The 21,857-nt window shown below is 70.9% G+C and carries 20 protein-coding genes and 1 tRNA gene; 14 read left to right on the plus strand and 7 right to left on the minus strand.

The window, feature by feature from the left end; translation table 11 throughout:
• On the plus strand, positions 1-1,442 hold a 1,442-nt coding region (locus G5C51_RS17530), incomplete at its 5' end, for an ABC-F family ATP-binding cassette domain-containing protein (RefSeq protein WP_165238381.1).
• Positions 1,443-1,445: 3 nt separating this feature from the next.
• On the opposite strand, the gene G5C51_RS17535 is transcribed toward G5C51_RS17530, so the two are convergent.
• Positions 1,446-2,291: an aminoglycoside phosphotransferase family protein gene (locus G5C51_RS17535; RefSeq protein ID WP_420824825.1), complete on the minus strand. Its 846-nt coding sequence runs from the start codon at positions 2,289-2,291 to the stop codon at positions 1,446-1,448.
• Between the two features lie 98 nt (positions 2,292-2,389).
• Here G5C51_RS17535 and G5C51_RS17540 point away from each other — a divergent pair, with 98 nt between their 5' ends.
• Positions 2,390-2,665 carry a hypothetical protein gene (locus G5C51_RS17540; protein ID WP_165238383.1) on the plus strand — a complete coding sequence of 92 codons (276 nt, stop codon included), beginning with the start codon at positions 2,390-2,392 and terminating at the stop codon, positions 2,663-2,665.
• Between the two features lie 172 nt (positions 2,666-2,837).
• Here G5C51_RS17540 and G5C51_RS17545 read toward each other — a convergent pair whose 3' ends face one another.
• Positions 2,838-3,188, minus strand: coding sequence for a metallopeptidase family protein (locus G5C51_RS17545; protein ID WP_338118188.1), 351 nt, complete (start codon positions 3,186-3,188; stop codon positions 2,838-2,840).
• Between the two features lie 70 nt (positions 3,189-3,258).
• Here G5C51_RS17545 and G5C51_RS17550 point away from each other — a divergent pair, with 70 nt between their 5' ends.
• Positions 3,259-4,809 carry a metallophosphoesterase family protein gene (locus G5C51_RS17550; RefSeq protein WP_165238387.1) on the plus strand — a complete coding sequence of 517 codons (1,551 nt, stop codon included), beginning with the start codon at positions 3,259-3,261 and terminating at the stop codon, positions 4,807-4,809.
• A 10-nt stretch (positions 4,810-4,819) separates the two neighbouring features.
• Here the strand turns inward: G5C51_RS17550 and G5C51_RS17555 are convergent, their stop codons facing one another.
• Positions 4,820-6,034: a pyridoxal phosphate-dependent aminotransferase gene (locus G5C51_RS17555; protein WP_165238389.1), complete on the minus strand. Its 1,215-nt coding sequence runs from the start codon at positions 6,032-6,034 to the stop codon at positions 4,820-4,822.
• An 82-nt stretch (positions 6,035-6,116) separates the two neighbouring features.
• On the opposite strand from G5C51_RS17555, the gene G5C51_RS17560 reads away from it, so the two are divergent.
• The 5 genes from G5C51_RS17560 to G5C51_RS17580 all read left to right on the plus strand — a co-directional run bounded on the left by G5C51_RS17560 (position 6,117) and on the right by G5C51_RS17580 (position 9,498).
• Complete coding sequence (locus G5C51_RS17560) at positions 6,117-6,752, plus strand: winged helix-turn-helix transcriptional regulator (RefSeq protein ID WP_165238391.1); 636 nt, start codon at positions 6,117-6,119, stop codon at positions 6,750-6,752.
• Complete coding sequence (locus tag G5C51_RS17565) at positions 6,749-8,008, plus strand: DNA repair protein RecN (RefSeq protein WP_338118189.1); 1,260 nt, start codon at positions 6,749-6,751, stop codon at positions 8,006-8,008. The genes G5C51_RS17560 and G5C51_RS17565 overlap by 4 nt, the downstream gene beginning before the upstream one ends.
• Positions 8,009-8,120: 112 nt before the next feature.
• Positions 8,121-8,193 (plus strand) — tRNA-Glu (locus G5C51_RS17570).
• A 202-nt stretch (positions 8,194-8,395) separates the two neighbouring features.
• A complete protein-coding gene (locus G5C51_RS17575; RefSeq protein ID WP_165238393.1) occupies positions 8,396-8,956 on the plus strand; it encodes a dihydrofolate reductase family protein in 561 nt (186 codons plus the stop codon).
• Positions 8,953-9,498, plus strand: a complete 546-nt coding sequence (locus tag G5C51_RS17580) for a dihydrofolate reductase family protein (protein WP_165238395.1) — start codon at positions 8,953-8,955, stop codon at positions 9,496-9,498. Before G5C51_RS17575 ends, G5C51_RS17580 begins: the two co-directional genes overlap by 4 nt.
• 55 nt (positions 9,499-9,553) lie before the next feature.
• Here the strand turns inward: G5C51_RS17580 and G5C51_RS17585 are convergent, their stop codons facing one another.
• From G5C51_RS17585 to G5C51_RS17595, 3 genes are read right to left on the minus strand one after another with little or no spacing between them, the layout of a single operon-like run.
• Positions 9,554-11,239 (minus strand): ribonuclease J, encoded by a 1,686-nt coding sequence (locus tag G5C51_RS17585; protein WP_165238397.1) that lies wholly within the window; start codon positions 11,237-11,239, stop codon positions 9,554-9,556.
• Positions 11,240-11,289: 50 nt separating this feature from the next.
• A complete protein-coding gene (locus tag G5C51_RS17590) occupies positions 11,290-12,714 on the minus strand; it encodes a HAMP domain-containing sensor histidine kinase (RefSeq protein WP_338118190.1) in 1,425 nt (474 codons plus the stop codon).
• Positions 12,711-13,418, minus strand: coding sequence for a response regulator (locus tag G5C51_RS17595; RefSeq protein ID WP_165238399.1), 708 nt, complete (start codon positions 13,416-13,418; stop codon positions 12,711-12,713). Before G5C51_RS17595 ends, G5C51_RS17590 begins: the two co-directional genes overlap by 4 nt.
• A gap of 123 nt (positions 13,419-13,541) precedes the next feature.
• On the opposite strand from G5C51_RS17595, the gene G5C51_RS17600 reads away from it, so the two are divergent.
• Complete coding sequence (locus G5C51_RS17600; protein ID WP_165238401.1) at positions 13,542-15,806, plus strand: bifunctional glycosyltransferase/CDP-glycerol:glycerophosphate glycerophosphotransferase; 2,265 nt, start codon at positions 13,542-13,544, stop codon at positions 15,804-15,806.
• Positions 15,803-15,943 (plus strand): hypothetical protein, encoded by a 141-nt coding sequence (locus G5C51_RS17605; protein ID WP_165238403.1) that lies wholly within the window; start codon positions 15,803-15,805, stop codon positions 15,941-15,943. Before G5C51_RS17600 ends, G5C51_RS17605 begins: the two co-directional genes overlap by 4 nt.
• Positions 15,944-15,946: 3 nt before the next feature.
• On the opposite strand, the gene G5C51_RS17610 is transcribed toward G5C51_RS17605, so the two are convergent.
• Positions 15,947-17,860, minus strand: coding sequence for a PhoX family protein (locus G5C51_RS17610; RefSeq protein WP_165238405.1), 1,914 nt, complete (start codon positions 17,858-17,860; stop codon positions 15,947-15,949).
• A gap of 252 nt (positions 17,861-18,112) precedes the next feature.
• On the opposite strand from G5C51_RS17610, the gene G5C51_RS17615 reads away from it, so the two are divergent.
• Genes G5C51_RS17615 through pstB form a run of 4 tightly spaced genes read left to right on the plus strand, consistent with a single transcriptional unit; the run spans position 18,113 to position 21,855 of the window.
• Positions 18,113-19,090 (plus strand): PstS family phosphate ABC transporter substrate-binding protein, encoded by a 978-nt coding sequence (locus tag G5C51_RS17615; protein ID WP_165238407.1) that lies wholly within the window; start codon positions 18,113-18,115, stop codon positions 19,088-19,090.
• 2 nt (positions 19,091-19,092) lie between these two features.
• Positions 19,093-20,046, plus strand: a complete 954-nt coding sequence (pstC, locus tag G5C51_RS17620; RefSeq protein WP_165238409.1) for a phosphate ABC transporter permease subunit PstC — start codon at positions 19,093-19,095, stop codon at positions 20,044-20,046.
• The gene (gene pstA, locus G5C51_RS17625) at positions 20,043-20,954 is read left to right on the plus strand and encodes a phosphate ABC transporter permease PstA (RefSeq protein ID WP_165238411.1); all 912 of its coding nucleotides are present in this window, start codon (positions 20,043-20,045) and stop codon (positions 20,952-20,954) included. Before pstC ends, pstA begins: the two co-directional genes overlap by 4 nt.
• Positions 20,955-21,006: 52 nt before the next feature.
• Positions 21,007-21,855, plus strand: a complete 849-nt coding sequence (gene pstB, locus G5C51_RS17630; RefSeq protein ID WP_165238445.1) for a phosphate ABC transporter ATP-binding protein PstB — start codon at positions 21,007-21,009, stop codon at positions 21,853-21,855.
• Positions 21,856-21,857: the final 2 nt, after the last annotated feature.

A 21,857-nucleotide genomic window follows, 5' to 3' on the forward strand; every position in this document is an offset into this window, starting at 1 on the left:
ATCTCCCGCAGACCCTCCCGCTCCCCCCGACCGCCACCGTCCAGGACGCCGTCGACCACGCGCTCGCCGACCTGCGCGCGCTGGAGGCGGAGCTGCGGCGGGCGGAGGAGGCGCTCGGCGCGGACGCCTCGCCGGCGGCGCTGGCCGCGTATGCCGCGCTCCTCGAGCACTACGAGGCCCGCGGCGGCTACGACGCCGACCACCGCGTCGACATCGCCCTGCACCACCTCGGCCTGCCCGGCCTGGTCAAGCGAGCAGGGGCCCGCGACCGCACGCTCGGCACCCTCTCCGGCGGCGAGCGCTCCCGCCTCGCCCTGGCCGCCGTCCTTGCGGGCCGGCCCGAGCTGCTGCTGCTCGACGAGCCGACGAACGACCTCGATGACCAGGCCGTCGAGTGGCTGGAGGAGCAGCTGCGCGCGCACCGCGGCACGGTCCTCGCGGTCACCCACGACCGCGTCTTCCTGCGGCGTCTGACCGACACGGTGCTGGAGTCGGAGGCGGGAAAGGTGACGCGTTACGGCGACGGCTACGCCGGCTACCGCACCGCCAAGGCCGCCGAGCGCGCCCGCCGGCTCCAGGAGTACGCGGACTGGCGCGCCGAACTCGCCCGCAACGAGCGGCTCGCCGCCACCCACGCCGTCAGCCTCGGCGCCATCCCGCGCAAGACGACCCTGGACAGCTTCGGCCACGGCGCCTTCCGCGCCCGCAGCCGCGCGCACGGCGCCATGTCCCGTATCCGCAACGCCCGCGAACGCGTCGAGCGGCTGACGGCCAACCCGGTGGCCCCGCCGCCGGAGCCGCTCGCCTTCACCGCGCACATCGGGACGGCCGAGGACGACCGCGCCACACCCGCGGACGCCCGCGCCGAACCCGCCGTCGAGCTGTCGGACATCCGCGTAGGAGACCGCCTCCACCTGGACTCCCTCGCCCTCTCCCCCACCGGCCGCCTCCTGGTCACCGGCCCGAACGGCGCCGGCAAGACCACCCTCCTCCGCCTCCTCGCCGGCGAGCTGCGCCCCGACGCGGGCGAGGTCCGGGTCGCGGGCCGGGTCGGCCACCTGCGCCAGCAGGAGACGCCGTGGCCGCCGGGCCTGACGGTCCTGGAGGCCTTCGCCCAGGGCCGCACCGGCACCCGCGACGAGCAGGCAGACGCCCTCCTCGCGCTCGGCCTCTTCCACCCGGCGGAGCTGCGGCTACGCGTCCGCGAGCTGTCGTACGGCCAGCGCCGCCGCATCGACGTGGCCCGACTGGTCACCGAACCCGCCGACCTGCTGCTGCTCGACGAGCCGACGAACCACCTCGCACCCGCGCTGGTGGAGGAGCTGGAGGAGGCCCTCACCAACTACCCCGGGGCGGTGGTGCTGGTGACCCACGACCGGGCGCTGCGGGCGCGCTTCGAGGGGGCGCGGCTGGCGCTGGAGGGAGGCGGGGTCAGGGTGTGACGGTCAGGGAGCGAGGGTCTGCCCGATCACGTGCTCCGCGATCGTCGCCATCCAGTCGTTGCGGCCGCCCCGGTAGTACGACAGCTCCGGCAGCGCGATCGCCAGGGCGAGGCCGCGGGAGCGGGTCCAGGTGGCGTCGTCGGCACCGAGGGCGCGGCGGAAGCGGTCGCGGGCGGGGCCGGTGAGCAGGCTCCACGCCACCGTCATGTCGGAGGCGGTGTCGGCGATCCCGGCCGTACCGAAGTCGATCACGGCGGACAGCCGGCCGTCCTCCGCCAGGAGATTGCCCGGCTGCAGGTCGGCGTGCGCCCAGACGCCCGGGCCCGTATAGGACGGCGCGGCGAGGGCGGTCTCCCAGACGGCGGTGGCGGCATCCGCGTCGATGACGCCCTCCAGGTCGGCGATGGCCTTGCGTACGCCCTCGTCCAGCTCCGCGAGCGGCCCGCCGCGATACGCCCGCGGCGCCCCGGCGATGTCGGTGCGCCGCAGCGCGGTGATGAAGGCGGCCAGGTCGTCCGCGAGCTGCTCCCGGTCCACCGAACTGTCCAGGCCGATCGGCGCGCCCGGCAGCCAGCGCTGCACCGACCACGCCCACGGATAGCCCTCCGCGGGCTCCCCCACCGCCAGCGGTACGGGGATCTCCACCGGCACCGGCGCGAGCCCCGCCAGCAGCCGGGCCTCGGCGGCCACGTCCTCCTCCTGCAGCGGCATCCGGACGGCGAGGTCGTCGCCGAGGCGGAAGATGGCGTTCACGGTGCCCTGCGAGGCGAACCGCTCGACCGGCAACCCGGCCCACCGCGGGAACTGCACGGCCAGCAGCCGCCGTACCAGCGCGACATCGATATCCACCGGCACAGGGAAGCGGCCGGCGGAGCGGCGCGTCAAGGGAGATTCACGGGGCCGGCGCGGTCTCCGGCGGCGGCGTCCTGGTCGGCGTAGGGGTGGGCGTGGGCGACGGCGGCCGGGTCGGGGTGGGGCGCGGGGTGCTCTTCGTCGGCCGCGGCGTGCTGGGCGTCGGCGAGGCGGCGGTCGGCGGCCTGGGCCGGCTGTGCGACGGCTTCGCGTCGGCGGATGTGCGCGTGGGTGAGGGCCGGTCCGTCGAGGGCGTGGGGCGCGGCGACGGCGACCGGCGCGGCTTCACCGACGCGCTGCCCGCGCTGTGCCCGTCCGGCTCGGCCGCGCTCCGCTTGCCGTCGCCGCCCGGCGCCACCGTCCGCTCGTGATCACCGGACCCGGACACGGACACGCAGCCGCTGAGCGCGAAGGCGACCAGGACAACGACAGCGGATTCGCCGCGTCGTCGACAGCTGCGGCGCTTCACGATGTGCATGGCGGGCCCCCTCCGGGCGAACCGAGCGAGTTACGCACGGCTCAACTCCCTCGGCGGGCAGAAGGTCACCCGTAGCCGAGCGCGTGCAGCCGCTCGTCGTCGATGCCGAAGTGGTGGGCGATCTCGTGCACCACCGTGACCTCGGTCTCCTCCACCACTTCGTCGCGCGACGCGCACATCCGCAGCGTCGGCCCGCGGTAGATGGTGATCCGGTCGGGCAGCACGCCCGCGTACCACTCCCCGCGCTCGGTCAGCGGCGTGCCCTCGTACAGCCCGAGCAGCTCGGGATCGTCCGCGGGCGGCTCGTCCTCCACGAACACCGCGACGTTGTCCATCAGGCGCGTCAGCTCCGCCGGAATCCGGTCGAGCGCGACCGCCACCAGCTCCTCGAACTCCTCAACCGTCATCTCCAGCACAAGCCCATTCTCCTTCAGGTCACCGGCAGCCCGCCGCATGGCGTCCTGCGGGCATGGGCATACGGGCTCCATGCGCGCCGCAGCCGTGCCCACCGCAGCGTGGTCCGGATTGGTGCGAGGCGTCCGCCGGGCCTACGCCTCGCATCACCCCAGCCCACAGATCTGGCTCACCCACCGCCCGCATCCGTACGCCCGCGTGGTCGGCCTGTGCGCCGTGACGCTGCTCGGGGCATGGCTCGGGCTGCTGGTCGTCGGCAGCGTGAACACCTCCGTCGGGCCGATGGACACCCGGATGACGCTGCGCCCTTCACTCACCGGCGGCACGAAGATCAATGTCTCGCCGCTCGGCGCGCTGGAGCTCTCCAGCCACCACGCCCCGATCCGCCTCGACGTGGACGTCGACCAGCTCGACCCGGCCCGCTCCCAGGACCTGGTCAAGCACCCGGACCGGATCGCGGGGCTCGAGGACGAGGTCACCTCCGACATCAAGCGCTCCACCCTCGACCTCGGCGCCCGCTCCGCCGTCGCGGTCGTCGCCGGCGCCACCGCGCTCGGCATGGCGGTCTACCGCACCCCGCGCCGCGCGCTCACCGCCGGCGGCCTGGCGCTCGCGCTGCTGGCCGTCTCGGGCGCGACGGCGTGGGCCACCTGGAACCCCAAGTCCGTACTGGAGCCGAAGTATTCGGGCCTGCTGGCCAGCGCGCCCAGCCTGGTCGGCGACGCCCGCTCGATCGTCAACGACTTCGACGTCTACGGACAGGAGCTGGCCCGCCTCGTCACCAACGTCACCACGCTCTACAACGCCACCTCGAACCTCCCCGCCTTCCAGCCGGACCCGACCATGACCCGGGTGCTGTGGGTCTCCGACCTGCACCTGAACCCGGCGGCCTGGGAGATCATCCGCTCCCTGGTCAAGCAGTACGACGTGGCGATGGTGATCGACACCGGCGACACGATGGACCACGGCACCGCCGCCGAGAACCGCTACCTCGAACCGATCGGGGACCTGGGCGTCCCGTACGTCTGGGTGCGCGGCAACCACGACTCGCTCACCACCCAGGCGGGCGTGGCCGAGAAGAAGAACGCCGTCGTGCTCGACAACGGGGAGACGAAGGACGTGAAGGGGCTGCGGATCGCGGGCATCGGCGACCCGCAGTTCACCCCCGACCGCTCGGTGAAGCCGGCCGGCGACCAGTCGGAGGAGGCGGCCGGGCGGCGGCTGGCCGCGGGGATCAGAGCCGAGAAGGACGCGGGCAAGGACGTGCACCTCGCGATCGCCCACAACCCCGTCGCCCTGCGGCAGACCGACGGCCTGGTGCCGCTGGCGCTCGCCGGCCACAAGCACAACCGCCGCCAGTACGAACTGCCCGGCGGCACCCGGCTGATGCTGGAGGGCTCGGCGGGCGGCGGCGGCCTGCGGGCGCTGGAGCAGGGGGTGCCGGAGAAGGTGACGGCGTCGATCCTCTACCTCGACAAGCAGTCGAAGCTGCTGCAGGCCTGGGACGAGATCACCCTGGGCGGCCTCGGCCAGACGAAGGCCGAGGTCAGCCGGCATCTGCCGAAGGAGAACCGGCCGGGGGCGACGCCATCGCCGTCGCTGTCGACGCCCTCCGGGCCGTAACGGCGCTTCCCTAGCTCTGCTTGTAGCTGCTGAGGAAGCGGCCGATCCTGCCGATCGCCGATTCGAGATCATCCGCCCGCGGCAGCGTCAGGATGCGGAAGTGGTCCGGGCGCGGCCAGCTGAAGCCGGTCCCCTGCACGACCTGGATCTTCTCGCGCAGCAGCAGGTCGAGGACGAACTTCTCGTCGTCGTGGATGCCGTGCACATCGAGGTCGATCTTCGGGAAGGCGTAGAGCGCGCCCTTCGGCTTGACGCAGGAGATGCCGGGGATCTCGTTGAGCTTCTGCCACGCCACGTCGCGCTGCTCGTGCAGCCGGCCGCCGGGGAGGACGAGGTCCTTGATGGACTGCCGGCCGCCGAGCGCCGCCTGGATGGCGTACTGGGCGGGGGCGTTGGGGCACAGCCGCATCGAGGCGAGCATGGTCAGGCCCTCGAGGTAGCTGCGGGCGTGCTGCTTGGGGCCGGTGACGACCAGCCAGCCGCTGCGGAAGCCCGCCACCCGGTAGGCCTTCGACAGGCCGGAGAAGGTGAGGCAGACCAGGTCGGGGGCGAGGGAGGCGGCGACGTGGTGGACGGCGTCGTCGTAGACGATCTTGTCGTAGACCTCGTCGGCGAAGACCAGCAGCTGGTGGCGGCGGGCGAGGTCGAGCATGCCCTCGAGGAGCTCGCGCGGATAGACGGCGCCGGTGGGGTTGTTCGGGTTGATGATCACGATCGCCTTGGTGCGGTCGGTGATCTTCGAGGCGATGTCGTCGAGGTCGGGGTACCAGTCGGCGTTCTCGTCGCAGACGTAGTGCACGGCCTTGCCGCCGGCGAGCGTGGTGACGGCCGTCCAGAGCGGGAAGTCAGGCGCCGGTACGAGGATTTCGTCGCCGTCCTCGACCAGGGCCTGGACGGCCATGGAGACGAGCTCGGAGACACCGTTGCCGAGGAAGATGTCGTCGGGGCGGACGTCCGGGAGGCCGCGGTCCTGGTAGTGCGCGGCGACGGCGCGGCGGGCCGGGAGGATGCCGCGGGAGTCGGTGTAGCCGTGCGCCTGCGGCAGCAGCCGGATCATGTCCTGGAGGATCTCTTCGGGGGCCTCGAAGCCGAAGAGCGCGGGGTTCCCGGTGTTCAGCCGCATGACGCTGTGCCCTGCCGCCTCGAGCGCGTCCGCGTGCTCGATCACCGGGCCGCGGATCTCGTAGCAGACCTCGCTCAGCTTGCTCGACTGGCGGAACTCCATGATCGGTCCTCCCCATTGCGTGGACCTTGGTTCTACCAAGCCCGTGCTTGGAAAGTCCAACCGAATCGCTATGCTGATCCACATGCCGTCACGAGATCGCCGTCGAAGCTACGACCAGTACTGCGGCATCGCCCGCGCCCTCGACGCCGTCGGCGACCGCTGGTCGCTGCTCATCGTCCGCGAGCTGCTGGCAGGCCCGCGCCGCTATACGGACCTGCACACCGAGCTCCCGGGCGTCAGCACCGACATGCTCGCCGCCCGGCTGAAGGACCTGGAGCGCGAGTCCGTGGTGGAACGCCGCAAGCTGCCGCCGCCGGCGAACGCCTCGGTGTACGACCTGACCGAGCGCGGGCGCGAGCTGCTGCCCGTACTGGATGCGCTGGCGACGTGGGGCGCGCCCGCGCTGGCCGAGCAGCGTCCGACGGATGCCGTACGGGCGCACTGGCTGGCGTTTCCGCTGCGCGAGCAGCTGCGGGCGGCGCTGGCGGGGGCGGACGGTCCGGACGGCTCGGTCACGGTGAATGTCGAATTCCCGCACCTGCAGGGCGCCTTCCACATCCGGCTCGGGGAAGCGGGCCCGCCGTACGGCGACGGCCTCGTGGCGGACCCGGACGCGGTACTGCACGTGGACGAAGACGCGGGCGGCCTGATCGCCTCCGGCAAGCTGACGGCGGATATCCTCGAACCTCGCAAGTCACCTGCACGGGAGGTTTCGTGACAATCGCTGCTGCTGATCCGGTCGTGGATGAGGCCGTCGTACGGGACGCCGAGGACTTCGGCGCGTACGCGAAGACGGGCGGCTGGGCCTTCGGGCTGAAGGTCGCGCGCAGCGTGCAGCCCGGCGGCGGGGCGGCCGCGGGCGATCAGGAGAGCGGGTCGCGGAAGGTCTCGGCGAAGGAGTTCGCGCGGATCGCCGGCTGCTCGCCCGAGCGGGTGCTGCGCTATTGGCGGGCCTGGGACCGGGCGGCGGACGACGGCCTGGTGCCGGTCTTCGAGCAGCTGACCCCGGGGGTGGCGGTGGACCTCCCCGACGCCGACGTCTGGCTGTCGTACTACACCTCCCGCTCCTCCGGCGACTCCCCGCGCGGCCACGCGATCGCCGCGGTCGCGGAGGCGGAGGGCATCCGCCCGACGAAGGCCCTCGAGGTCGCCGAGAACCCGACGGCGCTGCGCGCCGCGATCCTCGCCGACCCGGGTACGGCCCAGGCCGCCCGGCACGCGCTGATGGACCGCCTCGAGGACGACCCCAGCCTGCGCCAGGAGCTGGCCCGCGACATCGCGCACGCCGAGGAGCTGAAGAAGGCGGTCGGCGCCGAGTCCAAGACGGCGGGCCAGGTGGACTACGTCCGCCAGGTCATCGACAGCGGCGAGGTCAAGACCGCGAGCGGCCAGAAGATCCCGGCCCCCGAGGCGGTGGTGGCGGAGGCCCGCCAGCACCTCTCGCTGATCGAGGACGTCGACGACGCGGAGGCCGGCGAGTACGCGGACGACGCCCACAAGGCCCTCCAGGCCCTGGTCGCCGAAACGGTCGAGGCCGACCCGCAGCTGCGCGCCCACGAGCGCCGCGCCCGCTTCCAGTCCAAGGTCGCGAAGGCGGCGAAGGCCTTCGAGGAGCTGACGCTGGACGACGCGGCGGAGGTCTACGAGGAAGAGATGCTCGAGCAGCTGGAGACGCTGCGGGCGGCGATCACGGCGTGCATTGAGGAGCTGCGGGGGGTGGCGCCGGCCGCGGCCGCGGCTGCGGAGGCGGCTGTCGCGGCGGAGCCGACCGCCGCGGCCGAGCCCGAGCCCGCGGCAGTCCCGGAGACCGAGCCGGCGCCCGGGCCCGTACCGGCGCAGGCGCAGCAGGAGCGCGAGCCGGAGGCCGGATCCGTATCCGAGGCCGTGCCCGGGTCCGTGTCCGAGTCCGCGCCTACGCCCGTGCCCGACGAAGACGGCTACTGGACCCCGGACGCGGCCGCCACCACCGCCTGACACCCGCCGGGGCGGCCCCCGGAATCGTTTTGGCAGGCCGCCCCCGCATCACATATGCTTCTCAGGTCCCCGACGTGTCGGCCATCAGCGCCCGACACCACGGCGGCCATCAGCCCTCATCGTCTAGTGGCCCAGGACGCCGCCCTTTCAAGGCGGTAGCACGGGTTCGAATCCCGTTGGGGGCACTCGATCAATACCCTGACCTGCGAAAACGGGTCAGGGTTGATCTATTTCCGGGGTTATGGGGCCAGGATCTCGATCGACGTCCTGTCGCAGATGAAGCGGCTCGGAGTGGCCGGAGCAGGCGCTGAAGCCGTAGTGAAGCCGTCGTGAAATCGGTTGGTCGCAGGGTGTGCGTCGGCATAAACGATCACATCGAGGAGATCAATGACCGGCACACTCATCCATTACGTCACCCAGTCCGCGGACGGCTTCATCGAGGGTCCCAACGGCGAGTTCGACTGGACCGTCATGGACCCCGAGCTCTCGGCCTATTCGCATGAACTGACCGACCACGCCGACGCGTTCCTCTACGGCCGCAAGGTGTGGGACATGATGTCGAGCTACTGGCCGCACGCCGAGGAGCACTCGGACCACGCACACGATCTGGCGTTCGCGGCCGTCTGGCGGGAGATGCCCAAGATCGTCGTCTCCCGCACGCTGGAGAAGGCGGACTGGAACACCCGCGTCATCAACGACAACGTCGCCGACGAAATCCGCGCCATCAAGGCCGCCGGCACCAACCTGCTGCTGACCGGCGGCTCCAGCCTCGCGGGCCACCTCACCGAGCACGGCCTGATCGACGAGTACCGGATCACCGTCCACCCGACCGTCCTGGGCGGCGGGAAGCCGGTGTTCCAGGACCCCGAGCGGTTCAAGCTGCGGCTCATCGAATCCAGGATCTTCGACTCCCAGGTCGTCCTGCTCCGCTACGCACCCACCACATGAGGAGGCTCATCGAGACGACCTTCATCACGCTGGACGGCGTCATCTCCGCACCCGAGAAGTTCGCCGCACCGTACTTCGGCGAGGAGTACACCGCCTACGCGCGGGAGCTGCTGTTCGCCGCCGACGCACTGCTGCTGGGCCGGAAGACGTACGAGATCTTCGCCCCGGTCTGGCCGAACATGGAGGAGATCGAGGGCGAATACGCGGTGCGGATGAACACCCTGCCCAAGTACGTCGCCTCCCGGACCCTCACCGACGCCGACCTCACCTGGAACGCCACCGTCATCAACGGCGACGTCGCCAAGGAAGTCGCCCGGCTGAAGGAGCAGCCCGGCAAGAACATCCTGAAGTTCAGCACCGGTGACCTCGACCGCACGCTGCTGGAGCACCAGCTCGTCGACGAATACCACTTCTGGATGTTCCCCGTCATAGCCGGCAGCGGCACCCGCGTCCTCGACGGCATCGACACCACGCACCTGAAGCTGGCCAAGACCACGACCCTCGCATCCAGCGTCGTCGTGCTGACCTACACCACCAAGTAAGGAGCGGAAGTCACCAACGGGCCGCCCCCGCAAAGGGGCGGCCCGTCGGACCGGTTCACGCGTCGATGATCACGGGAATGATCAGCGGCTTCCGGCGGTGCGTGCGGAACGCCCAGTTGGCCACCGCCCTCGCGATGAGCTGCTCCAGCTGATGGGCATCGCCGACGCCCTCCTCCGCCGCCCTGGCCAGGGTCTTCTCGATCACCGGGATGACCGGCTCGAAAGTCGTCTCGTCGTGGACGAAGCCGCGGGCCAGGAAGTCGGGCGGCTCGGCCAGGGCGCCGGTGTCGGCGTCGACCAGGGCCACCACCGTGACCACACCCTCCTCGGCGAGGGTGAGCCGGTCCTTGAGTGAGGCCTCGGTGGCGCCGCCGACCGTCATGCCGTCCACATAGACATTGCCCGCCGGGACCTTGCCGGCGATCGCGGCGCGGCCGTCGATGAGGTCGACGACGACGCCGTCCTCGGCGATGACCACCCGGTCGGGTTCGACGCCGGTCTGGACGGCGAGGTCGGCGTTGGCCTGCAGATGCCGCCATTCGCCGTGGACGGGCATCACGTTCGAGGGCCGGACGATGTTGTAGCAGTACACGAGCTCGCCGGCGCTGGCGTGCCCGGAGACGTGCACCTTGGCGTTGCCCTTGTGGACGACGTTGGCGCCCCAGCGGGTCAGGCCGTTGATCACCCGGTAGATGGCGTTCTCGTTGCCCGGGATCAGGGAGCTGGCCAGCAGGACGGTGTCGCCCTTGCCGATACGGATCATGTGGTCGCGGTTCGCCATCCGCGACAGCGCGGCCATCGGCTCGCCCTGGGAGCCGGTGCAGACCAGGGTGACCTTGTTGGCGGGGAGGTTCTCCAGCTCCTTCAGCGGGACCACCAGACCCTGCGGGACCTTCAGATAGCCCAGGTCGCGGGCGATGCCCATGTTGCGGACCATCGACCGGCCGACGAAGGCGACCTTCCTGCCGTACTGCTGGGCGGCGTCCAGGACCTGCTGGATGCGGTGCACATGGCTGGCGAAGCTGGAGACGATGACCCGGCGCGGGGCGGTGCGCATCACCTTGTCGATGGCGGGGGTCAGCTCACGCTCGGAGGTGGTGAAGCCGGGCACTTCGGCGTTGGTGGAGTCGGTCAGGAAGAGGTCGACGCCCTCCTCCCCGAGGCGGGCGAAGGCGCGCAGGTCGGTGATCCGCTCGTCGAGCGGGAACTGGTCCATCTTGAAGTCGCCGGTGTGCAGCACCAGCCCCGCGCCGGTACGGATCGCGACCGCGAGGCTGTCCGGGATGGAGTGGTTGACCGCCACGAATTCCAGGTCGAAGGGCCCGAACCCGCGCCGGTCGTCCTCCCGCACCCGCACGCTGCGGGGCTTGATGCCATGCTCCTTGAGCTTGGCCTCCAGGAAGGCCAGCGTCAGCTTCGAGCCGACGACGGGGATGTCGGCGCGCTCGCGCAGCAGGTAGGGCACGCCGCCGATGTGGTCCTCATGGCCATGGGTGAGGACCACCGCCACGACGTCGCCCAGCCGGTCCCGGATCGAGGTGAAGTCCGGGAGGATCACGTCCACGCCCGGCTGGGTCTCCTCGGGGAACAGCACGCCGCAGTCGACGATCAGCAGCTTGCCGGCGTACTCGAAGACCGTCATATTGCGGCCGATTTCGCCCAGCCCGCCGAGAGCGACGACGCGCAATCCGCCCTCGGGCAACGGCGGGGCGGCTTTCAGCTCAGGGTGCGGATGGCTCATACCCACACGCTAACGGAGAGTCAGGCCTGCTCGGCCGACGCGGGGGCGGATCAGCGGTTCGATGCTCCGTTCACCGCACCCCGCACGGTGAAGCCGATCACCGCTCCGCCGCCCTCCCGCGGGCGGGCGAACGGCTGCCCGCCGTGGCCCGCCGCGGCGTCCTGGACGATCGAGAGGCCGAGGCCGGAGCCGGGGAGGCTGCGGGCCGCGGGGGCGCGGTAGAAGCGGTCGAAGACGCGGGTCAGGTCGCCCGCCGCGATGCCGGGGCCGCGGTCGCTGACCTCCACCCGGACGCCGCCGTCCGGGTCCCGGGTGACGGCGATCTCGATCGGCTCGCTGCCACGGGCGTCGAATTTGGCGGCGTTGTCGACGAGGTTCGACAGGGCCCGCTGGAGCTGGGCGGGGCGGCCCGTGATCGTCGTGTCGCCGACGGCGCGGACGGTGATCGTACGGCCGGTGCGGCGGCGGGCCAGGGTCGCGACGTCCTCGGCGGTGTCGGCGAGGGCCACCTCCTCGACCGGCTCGTCGTCCTCCTTGCCGGCTGCCAGGTCCACCAACTCATTCACCAGGTCGGTCAGTTCGCGGGTCTCCTGGGCGAGGTCGGTGACGAGTTCCTCGCGGGCGGCGGGCGGCAGCTCGTCGATGCGGCGGAGCAGCGAGACATTCGTACGCAGCGAGGTCAGCGGCGTGCGCAGCTCGTGGCCGGCGTCCTGGACCAGGCGGCGCTGGTCCTCCACGGAGCGGGCCAGGCGGCCGAGCATCCGGTCGAAGGAGCGGCCCAGGCTGCCGACCTCGTCGCCGCCCGCGACCGGCACCGCGACGTCGAGCCGGCCCGTGGAGGCGACGTCCTCGGCGGTCTCGGCGAGGCGGACCAGCCGGGACGTGATCCGCCGCGCCAGCCACCAGCCGAGCAGGCCCGCGGCGGCCATCACCGCCGCGGCGATCAGGACCGTCCGCCGCTGCAGCTCCCGCAGCAGGTCCGCCGTGTTGAACTGCTGCGCCACCTGCACGGCGCCGCGGCCGTCGCCGAGCGCGACGGTCGCCATGACGTAGGTCTCGCCGTCGATCTCCACGTCGTCCCGGGTGTACGTGCCGGCGGTCCGCGCGCCCGCGGTACGGATGGCGTCGTCGTCGACCGGCAGCTTCGGGTGGCCGACGTCGACCAAGTCGCCGCCGGGGCCTAGGACTTGCACGTTGGTGTCGGCCGGGCTGTCCAGGTCGTCGAGCGGGCTGCCGGGGTCCGGGTCGCCCTCGGCGAAGTCGGCGGGGGTGAGGTTGCGCTGGCCCACCTGCTCGCGCAGGTCCTGGACCACCTCGTCGAAGAACGCCTGCCGGTCCGTGCGGATCAGGTGCGCCGCGGAGTCGTACGACAGGAACCCCACCACGCCCGTGACGCCGGCGGCCACGGCGGCGAAGGCGAGGGCCAGCGTGGTGCGGAGGCTTCTGGCCCGCCGGGCGCCCCTGGCCGTACTCACTGGTCCCTCAGGACGTAGCCGACACCGCGGACGGTGTGGATGAGGGGCGCGCCGCCCGGCTCGTCCAGCTTGCGCCGCAGATATCCCACGTAGACCGCCAGGTTCTTCGAGCCGGGGCCGAAGTCGTAGCCCCAGATGCGGTCGTAGATCGTGGTGTGGTCGAGCACGATGCCGCGGTTGCGGGCGAGCAGCTCCAGCAGGTCGAACTCGGTGCGGGTCAGCTCCAGCTCGCGGCTGCCGCGCCAGGCGCGCCGGGCCCGGGTGTCGATGCGCAGGTCGGCCACGGTGAGCTGGTGGGCCTGCCCGGCTTCGGGGGCGGGGCCGGTGCGGCGCAGCAGGGCGCGCAGGCGGGCGAAGACCTCGTCGACGTCGAACGGCTTCACCACGTAGTCGTCGGCGCCCGCGTCCAGGCCCGCGATCCGGTCGGGGGTCTCCACCAGCGCGGTCACCATCAGGATCGGCGTGCGGTCGCCCTCGGCGCGCAGCACCCGGCAGACCTGGAGGCCGTCGATGCCCGGCATCATCACGTCGAGGACCATGATGTCGGGCTGTTCGCGATGGGCCGCGGCGAGCGCCTCGACGCCGTCGGCGACGGCCGTGACGGCGTAGCCCTCCAGGGTCAGGGCGCGCTCCAGGGAGGTGCGGATCGCGCGGTCGTCCTCGGCGACGAGGACGGTGGGGGCGGGGGCTGCGGGTGCGGACACGCCGTCCAGTGTGCCCGGCCGACCTGGGCTTTTCCGCCGTTCCTGCCTCCTCCAGTCGGGTTCTTACCCACCTCTCACCTGGACCGGAAGTGCGGCTTACCTGCCATAAGCACGCTGTGTCCCATGAACCACCCGAAGAATCCGGCTCGCCACCGCATCAGCCTCGTCATCCCGGTCCACCGGGTCCAGGGATACCTGCGCGCCTGCCTGGACTCCATCCTCGAGCAGCCCTTCGGCGACTTCGAGGTGATCGCCGTGGACGACCACTCGCCCGACGCCTCGGGACGGATCCTCGACGAGTACGCCGCGCGGGACAGCCGCGTCCGGCCGGTCCATCTCGACGAGAACGTGGGCATCGGCAAGGCCCGCGACATCGGCGCGCTGCGCGCGTCCGGCGACTACCTCTTCTTCCTGGACAGCGACGACACCCTGGCCGAGGGTGCGTTGCAGGCCGTCGCCGACCGCCTGGAGCTGACCGGGGACCCGGACATCCTGCTGCTCAACCACGTCCGTACTTACTGGACGACCAGGGTGCAGGAGAGCGCCGCGGGCGAGCTGCTCGCGGCGGCGGGGACGGACGTCTTCACCGCGCTGGAGCGGCCCGAGTACCTGTCGATGTTCGCGGTGGTGTGGAACCGGGTGTACCGCCGCGCGTTCTACGCGGGCCATGGCTTCACCTTCACCGACGGCCTCTACGAGGACGCGCTGATGGTCTACAAGACCATGCTCACCGCGGACCGCATCGCCGCGCTGGAGCACGTATGCGTGGAATACCGGCAGCGGCGGCAGGGCAACTCCATGCGCACACCGGGCCGGAAGCACTTCGGGATCTTCGAGCAGTACGACCGCCTCTTCGCCTTCCTGGACGAGCGGCCGGAACTGGCCCCGGTGCGACCGCTGTTGTTCGAGCGGATGGCCGGCCACTTCCTGTTCACACTGGCGCGCCCCGACCGGGTGCTGCCGCAGGACCGGCCCGAGTTCTTCCGGCGGGCCGCCGCCCGGTACCGGCGCCACCGGCCCGCCGGCTTCACCAGGCCCGAGGGCACGGCCGGCCTGCGCTTCGGCCTGCTGGAGCGCGGCTCGTACCCGGCGTACGCGGCCGTCGTGTTCGCCGGCGCCACCCGCGGCAGGCTGCGCAAGCGGGCCGCCAAGGCCAGGACGGCGCTGGGCAGAAGGGCCTACCACCGGCTCTACCGCATGCACCTGCGCCGCCCGATCGACGAGAACCTCGCGGTCTACAGCGCCTATTGGAACCGCGGCGTCGCCTGCAACCCGGCAGCCATCCACCGCAAGGCGCGGGAACTCGCCCCGCACGTGCACGGCGTCTGGGTGGTCAGGGCGGGCGACGAGGACAGCATTCCCGCCGGCGTGGATTACGTGGTGGCCCGCTCACCCCGCTACTGGGAGGTGATGGCGCGGGCGAAGTACCTGGTCAACAACGTCAACTTCCCCGACGACATCGTCAAGCGCCCGGGCCAGATCCACCTCCAGACCCACCACGGCACCCCGCTGAAGCAGATGGGCATCGACCAGCAGCGCTTCCCCGCGGCCGCGAAGAACATGAGCTTCCACCGGATGCTCGAACGCGTCGACCGCTGGGACTACAGCCTCTCCGCCAACCAGCACTCCACCGAGATCTGGGAGCGCGTCTACCCGTGCGCCTTCGAGTCGCTCGACACCGGCTATCCGCGTAACGACGTCTTCTTCCGGGCCACCGCCCAGGACGTCAGGCGCATCCGCACCGAGCTCGGCATCAAGGAAGGCCAGACCGCGCTGCTCTACTGCCCCACCGTCCGCGACTACCAGAAGGGCTTCCTGCCGCGCCTCGACCTGGAGCGGCTGTGCCGCGAACTCGGCCCCGATCACGTCGTGCTGGTCCGCGCCCACTACTTCTACGGCGCCGACCCGCGGCTGCGGGCGCTGCAGCGGCGCGGCCTGATCAAGGACGTATCGCGGCACCCGGCGGTGGAGGACCTCTGCCTGGCCGCGGACGCCCTGATCACGGACTACTCGTCGATCATGTTCGACTACGCCTGCCTGGACCGGCCCATCGTCACGTACGTCGACGACTGGGAGGTCTACGACAAGGCCCGCGGCATGTACTTCGACCTGCTGTCCCAGCGGCCGGGCGAGACCCCCGGCGCCACGGCCACCAGCGAGGACGAGCTCATCGACGTCTTCCGGAGCGGCGCCTGGCGGGACGACCGGGCCACCGCGCTACGGGCCGCGTTCCGCGAGCGCTTCGTCCAGTACGACGACGGGCACGCCGCCGAGCGGGTCGTCCGCAAGGTCTTCCTGCACCAGGACGCCGCACCCCCGGTCATCCCACTCGATGCCCGCACCCCGGCACCCCCCACCGCAACCCAACTGACCTGGAGTCTCACATGATCCACGACACGGAAGAACTGCACGACACGATGGAGGACGGCGACGACCGCGAGCTGACGATTCCCATCGGTCCGCTGGTGCTGTGCGCCGTCGCCATCCTGATCGTGCTCACCTGCCAGGGCCTGTGGACCGGCTGAGCCTCAGGCGCCGATCACGCCGCCGTCGGTACGGCGGATCACCACCGTCGCGGACCGCGGCCGGCCGGCCGGGTCGTGGTCCGGCCAGCTGCTCACCCCCTGCGGATTCGCCGGCGTCGACTCGCCCCAGGCCGCCGTCGTCTCCCCCGGATGCTGGATGTTGACGAACATCGTCCGCTGGTCCGGGGTGGTGATGACGCCGGTGACCTCGCAGCCGCGGGGACCGGTGAGGAAGCGGCGGATCTCGCCGGTGCGCGGGTCGGCGGCGAGCATCTGGTTGTTGGCGATGTTGTCGTAGCCCTTGGAGGCCAGGTTCTGCGAGGAGTTGGAGATGTCGGTCTGGATCCACATCCGGCCGTCCGGGTCGAACCACAGGCCGTCTGGGGAGCCGAAGATGTCCGCCGGATCCAGCTTCACCCTCGGGTCGTACGCCGGGTCGCCGGCCAGCACGAAGATGTCCCAGCGGAAGGTGGTGGCGGTGTTGTCGGCGTCCTTCTCGCGCCAGCGGATGATGTGGCCGTACGGGTTCGGGGTGCGCGGATTCGCCGCGTTGCCGGCTCCGGCGCCGTTGGTGAGGGTGGCGTAGACGTCCTTGGTCCGCGGGTTGACGGCGGTCCACTCGGCGCGGTCCATCTTGGTGGCGCCCAGGGCATCGGCCGCCGTGCGGGTGCGGAGCAGGACGTCGGCCTGGTCCTGCCAGCCGTTCGCGGCGGTCAGCGGGCCCTTCCCGTATTCCAGGGGCAGCCAGGTCCCGGTGCCGTCGTCGTCGAAGCGGGCGACGTAGAGGGTGCCGTGGTCGAGCGGGCTGCGGCCGAGCGCGCGGTGCAGGCGCCAGGAGCCGCTGCCGACGAACTTGTAGATGTACTCGCCGTCCTGGTCGTCGCCCATGTACGCCACCACCCGGCCGCGGGCGGTGGTCATCACCGCGCCCTCGTGCTTGATCCGGCCCAGCCGGGTGCGCTTGACCGGCGTCGAGCCGGGCCGCATGGGGTCGATCTCGACGACCCAGCCGAAGCGGTTGGCCTCGTTCGGGTTGGTGGCGATGTCGAAGCGCGGGTCGGCGGTGTGCCAGCGGTAGCCGAAGCCGACGTTGTTGATGCCGTAACGGGCCTGCGCGGGACTCGGCTTCCAGCTCGCGTCCTCGGTGCCGAAGTAGGCGTTCCAGTTCTCCTCGCAGGTCACGTAGGTGCCCCAAGGGGTCACCCCGTGCGAGCAGTTGTTGAGGGTGCCCCTGGGCGGGCCCGCGGCCTTGAGCGCCGGGTGGCCGGGCGGGACCGGCCCCGAGTAGGTCACCGGGGTGTTGCCGGTGACCTTGCGGGCCAGCCCGGACTTGACGACTCGCCACGAGCCCCCGCGCTCGGCGATCTCCACGATGCTGACGCCGTGGGCGGCCAGTGCCTTGTCGACCTTCTCCTGCGTGATCACCTTGTCGCCGTCGGGGTAGAGGATCCCGGGCTGGACGTACTCGTGGTTCAGCACCAGCAGTCCGTGCCGGCTGCCGTCGCGACCGCGGCCCAGCGGAAAGAAGTTCATGCCGTCGTGGTGCATACCGACTTGCTGCGCCTGCTCGGCGGCGCTGTTGGAGGCGTCCTTGCGCCAGGCGGGGCCGTCGGGCTGGAGCGGGGTGCCCCAGGGGATGAGCACCTGCGCCTGGTAGCCCGCGGGCACCGTCACCTTGTCGGCGTCGCTGGTCGGGACGGGCGTGAAGCCGAGCAGCCCGCGGCCGGCCGCGGTCGCCGGGGCGCCCGCTCCGGCCCCGTAAGCGAGGAAGCCGGCCGCCGCGGCCGTGCTGCCGCGCAGGACGTTGCGGCGGGACAGCCGCGCCTCGACGACCTCCCGGAACGGCCGGTTCGCGGACGGGTTGGAGCTGACCTCGTCGGGGTCGAACTCCGGGAAGGACGGGTGATTCGCAGCCATCGTTCATCCTCACGGTGTCGTGGGTGCACTCGGGCGCGGGTGGTGCGGAGTATGGCCGCTGCGTCGGCAGTCGTCGATACGCCGATCGGCGGCGGAAGCGGCCTTCCGTCATCAAGATCCATCTATATAGATGAGCAGCTATGATTTCATTCCTCGGCAGTTCCCCGTACACCGACCGTTCATATAGGCGCACTTCGATCCAAGGTGTCCCAACTAAGCGCACAGGGCGCCTGATTCGAGGGCCGGGGAACCATGAAGTCATCCACCAGGTCGTTACGCCGAGCCACCGCTCCACTGGCCCTGACCGCCGCCGTCGCCCTCACCGTGAGCGCGTGCGGCGGCTCCGACGCCGGGTCCGGCGGCAGCGGCAAGGAGGGCGAGAAGCTGTCCGGCACCATCCGGGTCGACGGGTCCAGCACCGTCGCGCCGCTGAGCACCGCCGCGGCGCAGCTGTTCCAGGCGGAGAACCCGGGTGTGAAGGTCACCGTGGGTACGTCCGGGACCGGCGGCGGGTTCGAGAAGTTCTGCGCCGGCGAGACCGACATCTCGGACGCCTCCCGGGCGATCGAGGACGACGAGAAGGCCGCCTGCGAGAAGAAGGACATCGCCTACGAGGAGTTCCAGATCGCCAATGACGGTCTGTCCGTCGTGGTGAGCAAGGACAACGACTTCGCCGAATGCCTGACCGTCGACCAGCTGAAGAAGATCTGGGCGCCCGGCTCCAAGGTCAACAACTGGAACCAGGTCGACCCGAAGTTCCCGAGCGAGAAGCTGGAGCTGTTCGGCGCCGGCACCGACTCCGGCACCTTCGACTACTTCACCGAGGCGGTCAACGGCGAGGAGGGCAAGTCCCGTACGGACTACAGCCCCAGCGAGGACGACAACGTCACCGTCCAGGGCGTCTCCGGCTCCAAGGGCGGCATGGGCTACTTCGGCCTGTCGTACTACGAGGAGAACAAGGACAAGCTCAAGGTCCTGAAGATCGACGACGGTGACGGCTGCGTGGAGCCGAGCTCGAAGACCGTGCAGGACGGCACGTACAAGCCGCTGTCCCGGCCGCTGTTCATCTACCCGAAGGCCTCCTCGCTGAAGAAGGCCGAGGTCGAGGCGTACGTCGAGTACTACGTCAAGAACCACGCCGACATCGCCGAGAAGGCGCAGTTCGTGCCGCTCAACTCCGAGCAGGAGGCGGAACTGAACAAGGCGCTCGAGAAGCTGCAGGGCCAGTAGCCGTGAGCGCGCCCGAGAAAGGGCGGCGGCGCTCCGCCGCGGGAAGCCCCGGCTTCCTGCGGCGGTCGCAGCCGCGGCACGGCGAGAAGGTCATCAAGGTGCTGCTGGTGGCCGCCTCGCTGGTGTCCGTGGCGACCACGATCGGCATCGTGATCGCGCTGATCCCGCCGTCCATGGAGTTCTTCCGGCACGTCAGCTTCGGCGAGTTCATCAGCGGTACGGAGTGGTCGCCGCTGTTCAAGCCGCCGCACTTCGGGGTGCTGCCGCTGGTCGGCGGCACGCTGATGGTCACGCTCATCGCGCTGCTCGTCGCCGTGCCGCTGGGGCTCGGCGCGGCGGTGTACCTGAGCGAGTACGCGGATCCCCGGCTGCGCTCCGTCTTCAAGCCGGTCCTCGAAGTCCTCGCCGGCATCCCCACCGTCGTCTACGGGTTCTTCGCGCTGAAGGCGATCACGCCGCTGCTCAAGGACATCTGGCCGGCCGGGGACGGCCCGCAGGTCTTCAACGCCCTGGCGGCCGGCTTCGTCATGGGCGTCATGATCATCCCGACCATCGCCTCGCTCGCCGAGGACTCGATGAGCGCGGTGCCGCACGGGCTGCGGGACGGGGCGTACGCACTGGGCTCGTCCCGGATGCAGGTCTCCACCCGCGTCGTCTTCCCGGCCGCGCTGTCCGGGATCGTCGCCGCGATCGTGCTGGGCATCTCCCGGGCGGTCGGCGAGACGATGATCGTCGCCATCGCGGCGGGCGGCCGTCCGAACCTGTCCTTCAACCCGCTCGAAGGCATGCAGACGATGACCGCGTTCATCGCCGCCGCCGGGATCGGCGACCTGCCCACCGGCTCCATCGGCTACCAGACCATCTTCGCCGTGGGTGCGCTGCTGTTCGTCATGACGCTGGTGATGAACCTGCTCAGCATCCGCCTCGTGCGCAAATACCGGGAGGTGTACGAATGACCTCCGACGTCATCCCCCGCGCGCCGGCCGCCGGCGCACCTGAGACACGTCGTCTGAAGGGCCGCGGCACCCCCTTGCGGGAGCGGTTCTTCCACCTCAGCCTGCTGGCCTCGCTCGCGGTCGGCGTGATCTTCCTGGTCGCGCTGCTCGCCTACGTCGTGGTGGAGGGCTGGCCGCGTCTCGACTCGCGGATCTGGTCGAACTTCCCCGACATCATCAACCCCGCCAACGCCGGCGCCCAGTCCGCGATCATGGGCACCATCTGGATCATCGGCTTCACGGCGCTGTACTGCCTGCCCACCGGCATCCTCACCGCGATCTACCTGGAGGAGTACGCCGACCCGCTGCGCTGGTACAACCGCGCCATCGAGATCAACATCCAGAATCTGGCGGCGGTTCCTTCCATCGTCTACGGCATCCTCGGCCTCGGGATCATCTCTCGCGGCCTCGGCTTCGGCCAGACCGTGATGACGGCCGCGCTCACCCTCTCGCTGCTGGTGCTGCCGATCGTGATCATCTCCTCTCGGGAGGCGATACGGGCGGTGCCGCGGTCCATCCGCGACGCCTCCCTGGCGCTGGGCGCGACGCAATGGCAGACCGTCCGGCGCCAGGTCCTCCCGGCGGCCGTGCCCGGCATGGCCACCGGCGCAATCCTGGCCCTCTCGCGCGCGATCGGGGAAGCGGCACCGCTGCTGCTGCTCGGCGGGCTGACGTTCATCACCTTCAACCCGACCGGTGCGCAGAGTGCGTTCACCGTGCTGCCCATCCAGATCTTCAACTGGATCAGTCAGTCGCGCGCGGAGTTCACCGCGCTCGCCTCGGCCGCGATCGTCGTGCTCCTGGTGATCCTGCTGGCCATGAACTCCCTGGCCATCTGGCTCCGCAACCGCTACGCCCGGCGCTGGTAAGGCCGTATCCGATGACAGACACGATCCGATGACAGACAAGCAGGAGGCCGCGATGACCTCACCCTCCGACGCCCCGGGCGGGACCAAGACCCCGCAGGTGGCCTTCCGCGACGCCCGGACCCTCGCCGACCCGGTCTTCGAGGTCGGCGGCCTGTCCGTCTTCTACGGCGATCACGAGGCCGTACGGGACGTCAACATGACCATCGGCCGCCAGCAGATCACCGCGATGATCGGCCCGTCCGGCTGCGGCAAGTCCACCGTGATCCGCTGCTTCAACCGGATGAACGACCTCATCCCCACCGCCCGCGTGGCCGGCAAGATCAGCTACCACGACGAGGACCTCTACGGCCGCGAGGTCGACCCGATCGAGGTCCGCCGCCGCATCGGCATGGTCTTCCAGAAGCCGAACCCCTTCCCCAAGTCGATCTACGACAACATCGCCTACGGGCCGCGGGTGTCGGGCTTCAAGGGCAACCTCGACGACCTGGTCGAGGAGACCCTCACCCACGCCGCCCTGTGGGACGAGGTCAAGGACAAGCTCAAGACCTCCGCCCTCTCCCTCTCCGGCGGCCAGCAGCAGCGGCTGTGCATCGCCCGTACCATCGCGGTCGAGCCGGAGGTGATCCTCATGGACGAGCCGTGCTCGGCGCTCGACCCGATCGCCACCGCCAAGATCGAGGACCTGATGGAGCGGCTGTCGCGGGAGTTCACGATCATCGTGGTCACCCACAACATGCAGCAGGCGGCCCGGGTCTCGCACCGCACCGCCTTCTTCACCGCCGACGTGGACGACAAGGGCGAGCGGCACGGCCGGCTGGTCGAGTACGACGAGACCATCCGGATCTTCGAGCACCCAGCCGATCAGCGCACCGAGGACTACATCTCCGGCCGCTTCGGCTGACG

It is taken from the genome of Streptomyces coryli, assembly GCF_011044975.1.
In the GTDB taxonomy this organism is placed as follows: Bacteria; Actinomycetota; Actinomycetes; order Streptomycetales; family Streptomycetaceae; genus Streptomyces; species Streptomyces coryli.

What these genes read in the sequence shown, in the direction of transcription:
- G5C51_RS17550 (WP_165238387.1), top strand. Translation starts at nt 3,259, where the DNA reads ATGCGCGCCGCAGCCGTGCCCACCGCAGCGTGGTCCGGATTGGTGCGA.
- G5C51_RS17555 (WP_165238389.1), bottom strand. Translation starts at nt 6,034, where the DNA reads ATGGAGTTCCGCCAGTCGAGCAAGCTGAGCGAGGTCTGCTACGAGATC.
- G5C51_RS17560 (WP_165238391.1), top strand. Translation starts at nt 6,117, where the DNA reads ATGCCGTCACGAGATCGCCGTCGAAGCTACGACCAGTACTGCGGCATC.
- G5C51_RS17575 (WP_165238393.1), top strand. Translation starts at nt 8,396, where the DNA reads ATGACCGGCACACTCATCCATTACGTCACCCAGTCCGCGGACGGCTTC.
- G5C51_RS17580 (WP_165238395.1), top strand. Translation starts at nt 8,953, where the DNA reads ATGAGGAGGCTCATCGAGACGACCTTCATCACGCTGGACGGCGTCATC.
- G5C51_RS17585 (WP_165238397.1), bottom strand. Translation starts at nt 11,239, where the DNA reads ATGAGCCATCCGCACCCTGAGCTGAAAGCCGCCCCGCCGTTGCCCGAG.
- G5C51_RS17600 (WP_165238401.1), top strand. Translation starts at nt 13,542, where the DNA reads ATGAACCACCCGAAGAATCCGGCTCGCCACCGCATCAGCCTCGTCATC.
- G5C51_RS17605 (WP_165238403.1), top strand. Translation starts at nt 15,803, where the DNA reads ATGATCCACGACACGGAAGAACTGCACGACACGATGGAGGACGGCGAC.
- G5C51_RS17610 (WP_165238405.1), bottom strand. Translation starts at nt 17,860, where the DNA reads ATGGCTGCGAATCACCCGTCCTTCCCGGAGTTCGACCCCGACGAGGTC.
- G5C51_RS17615 (WP_165238407.1), top strand. Translation starts at nt 18,113, where the DNA reads ATGAAGTCATCCACCAGGTCGTTACGCCGAGCCACCGCTCCACTGGCC.
- pstA (WP_165238411.1), top strand. Translation starts at nt 20,043, where the DNA reads ATGACCTCCGACGTCATCCCCCGCGCGCCGGCCGCCGGCGCACCTGAG.
- pstB (WP_165238445.1), top strand. Translation starts at nt 21,007, where the DNA reads ATGACCTCACCCTCCGACGCCCCGGGCGGGACCAAGACCCCGCAGGTG.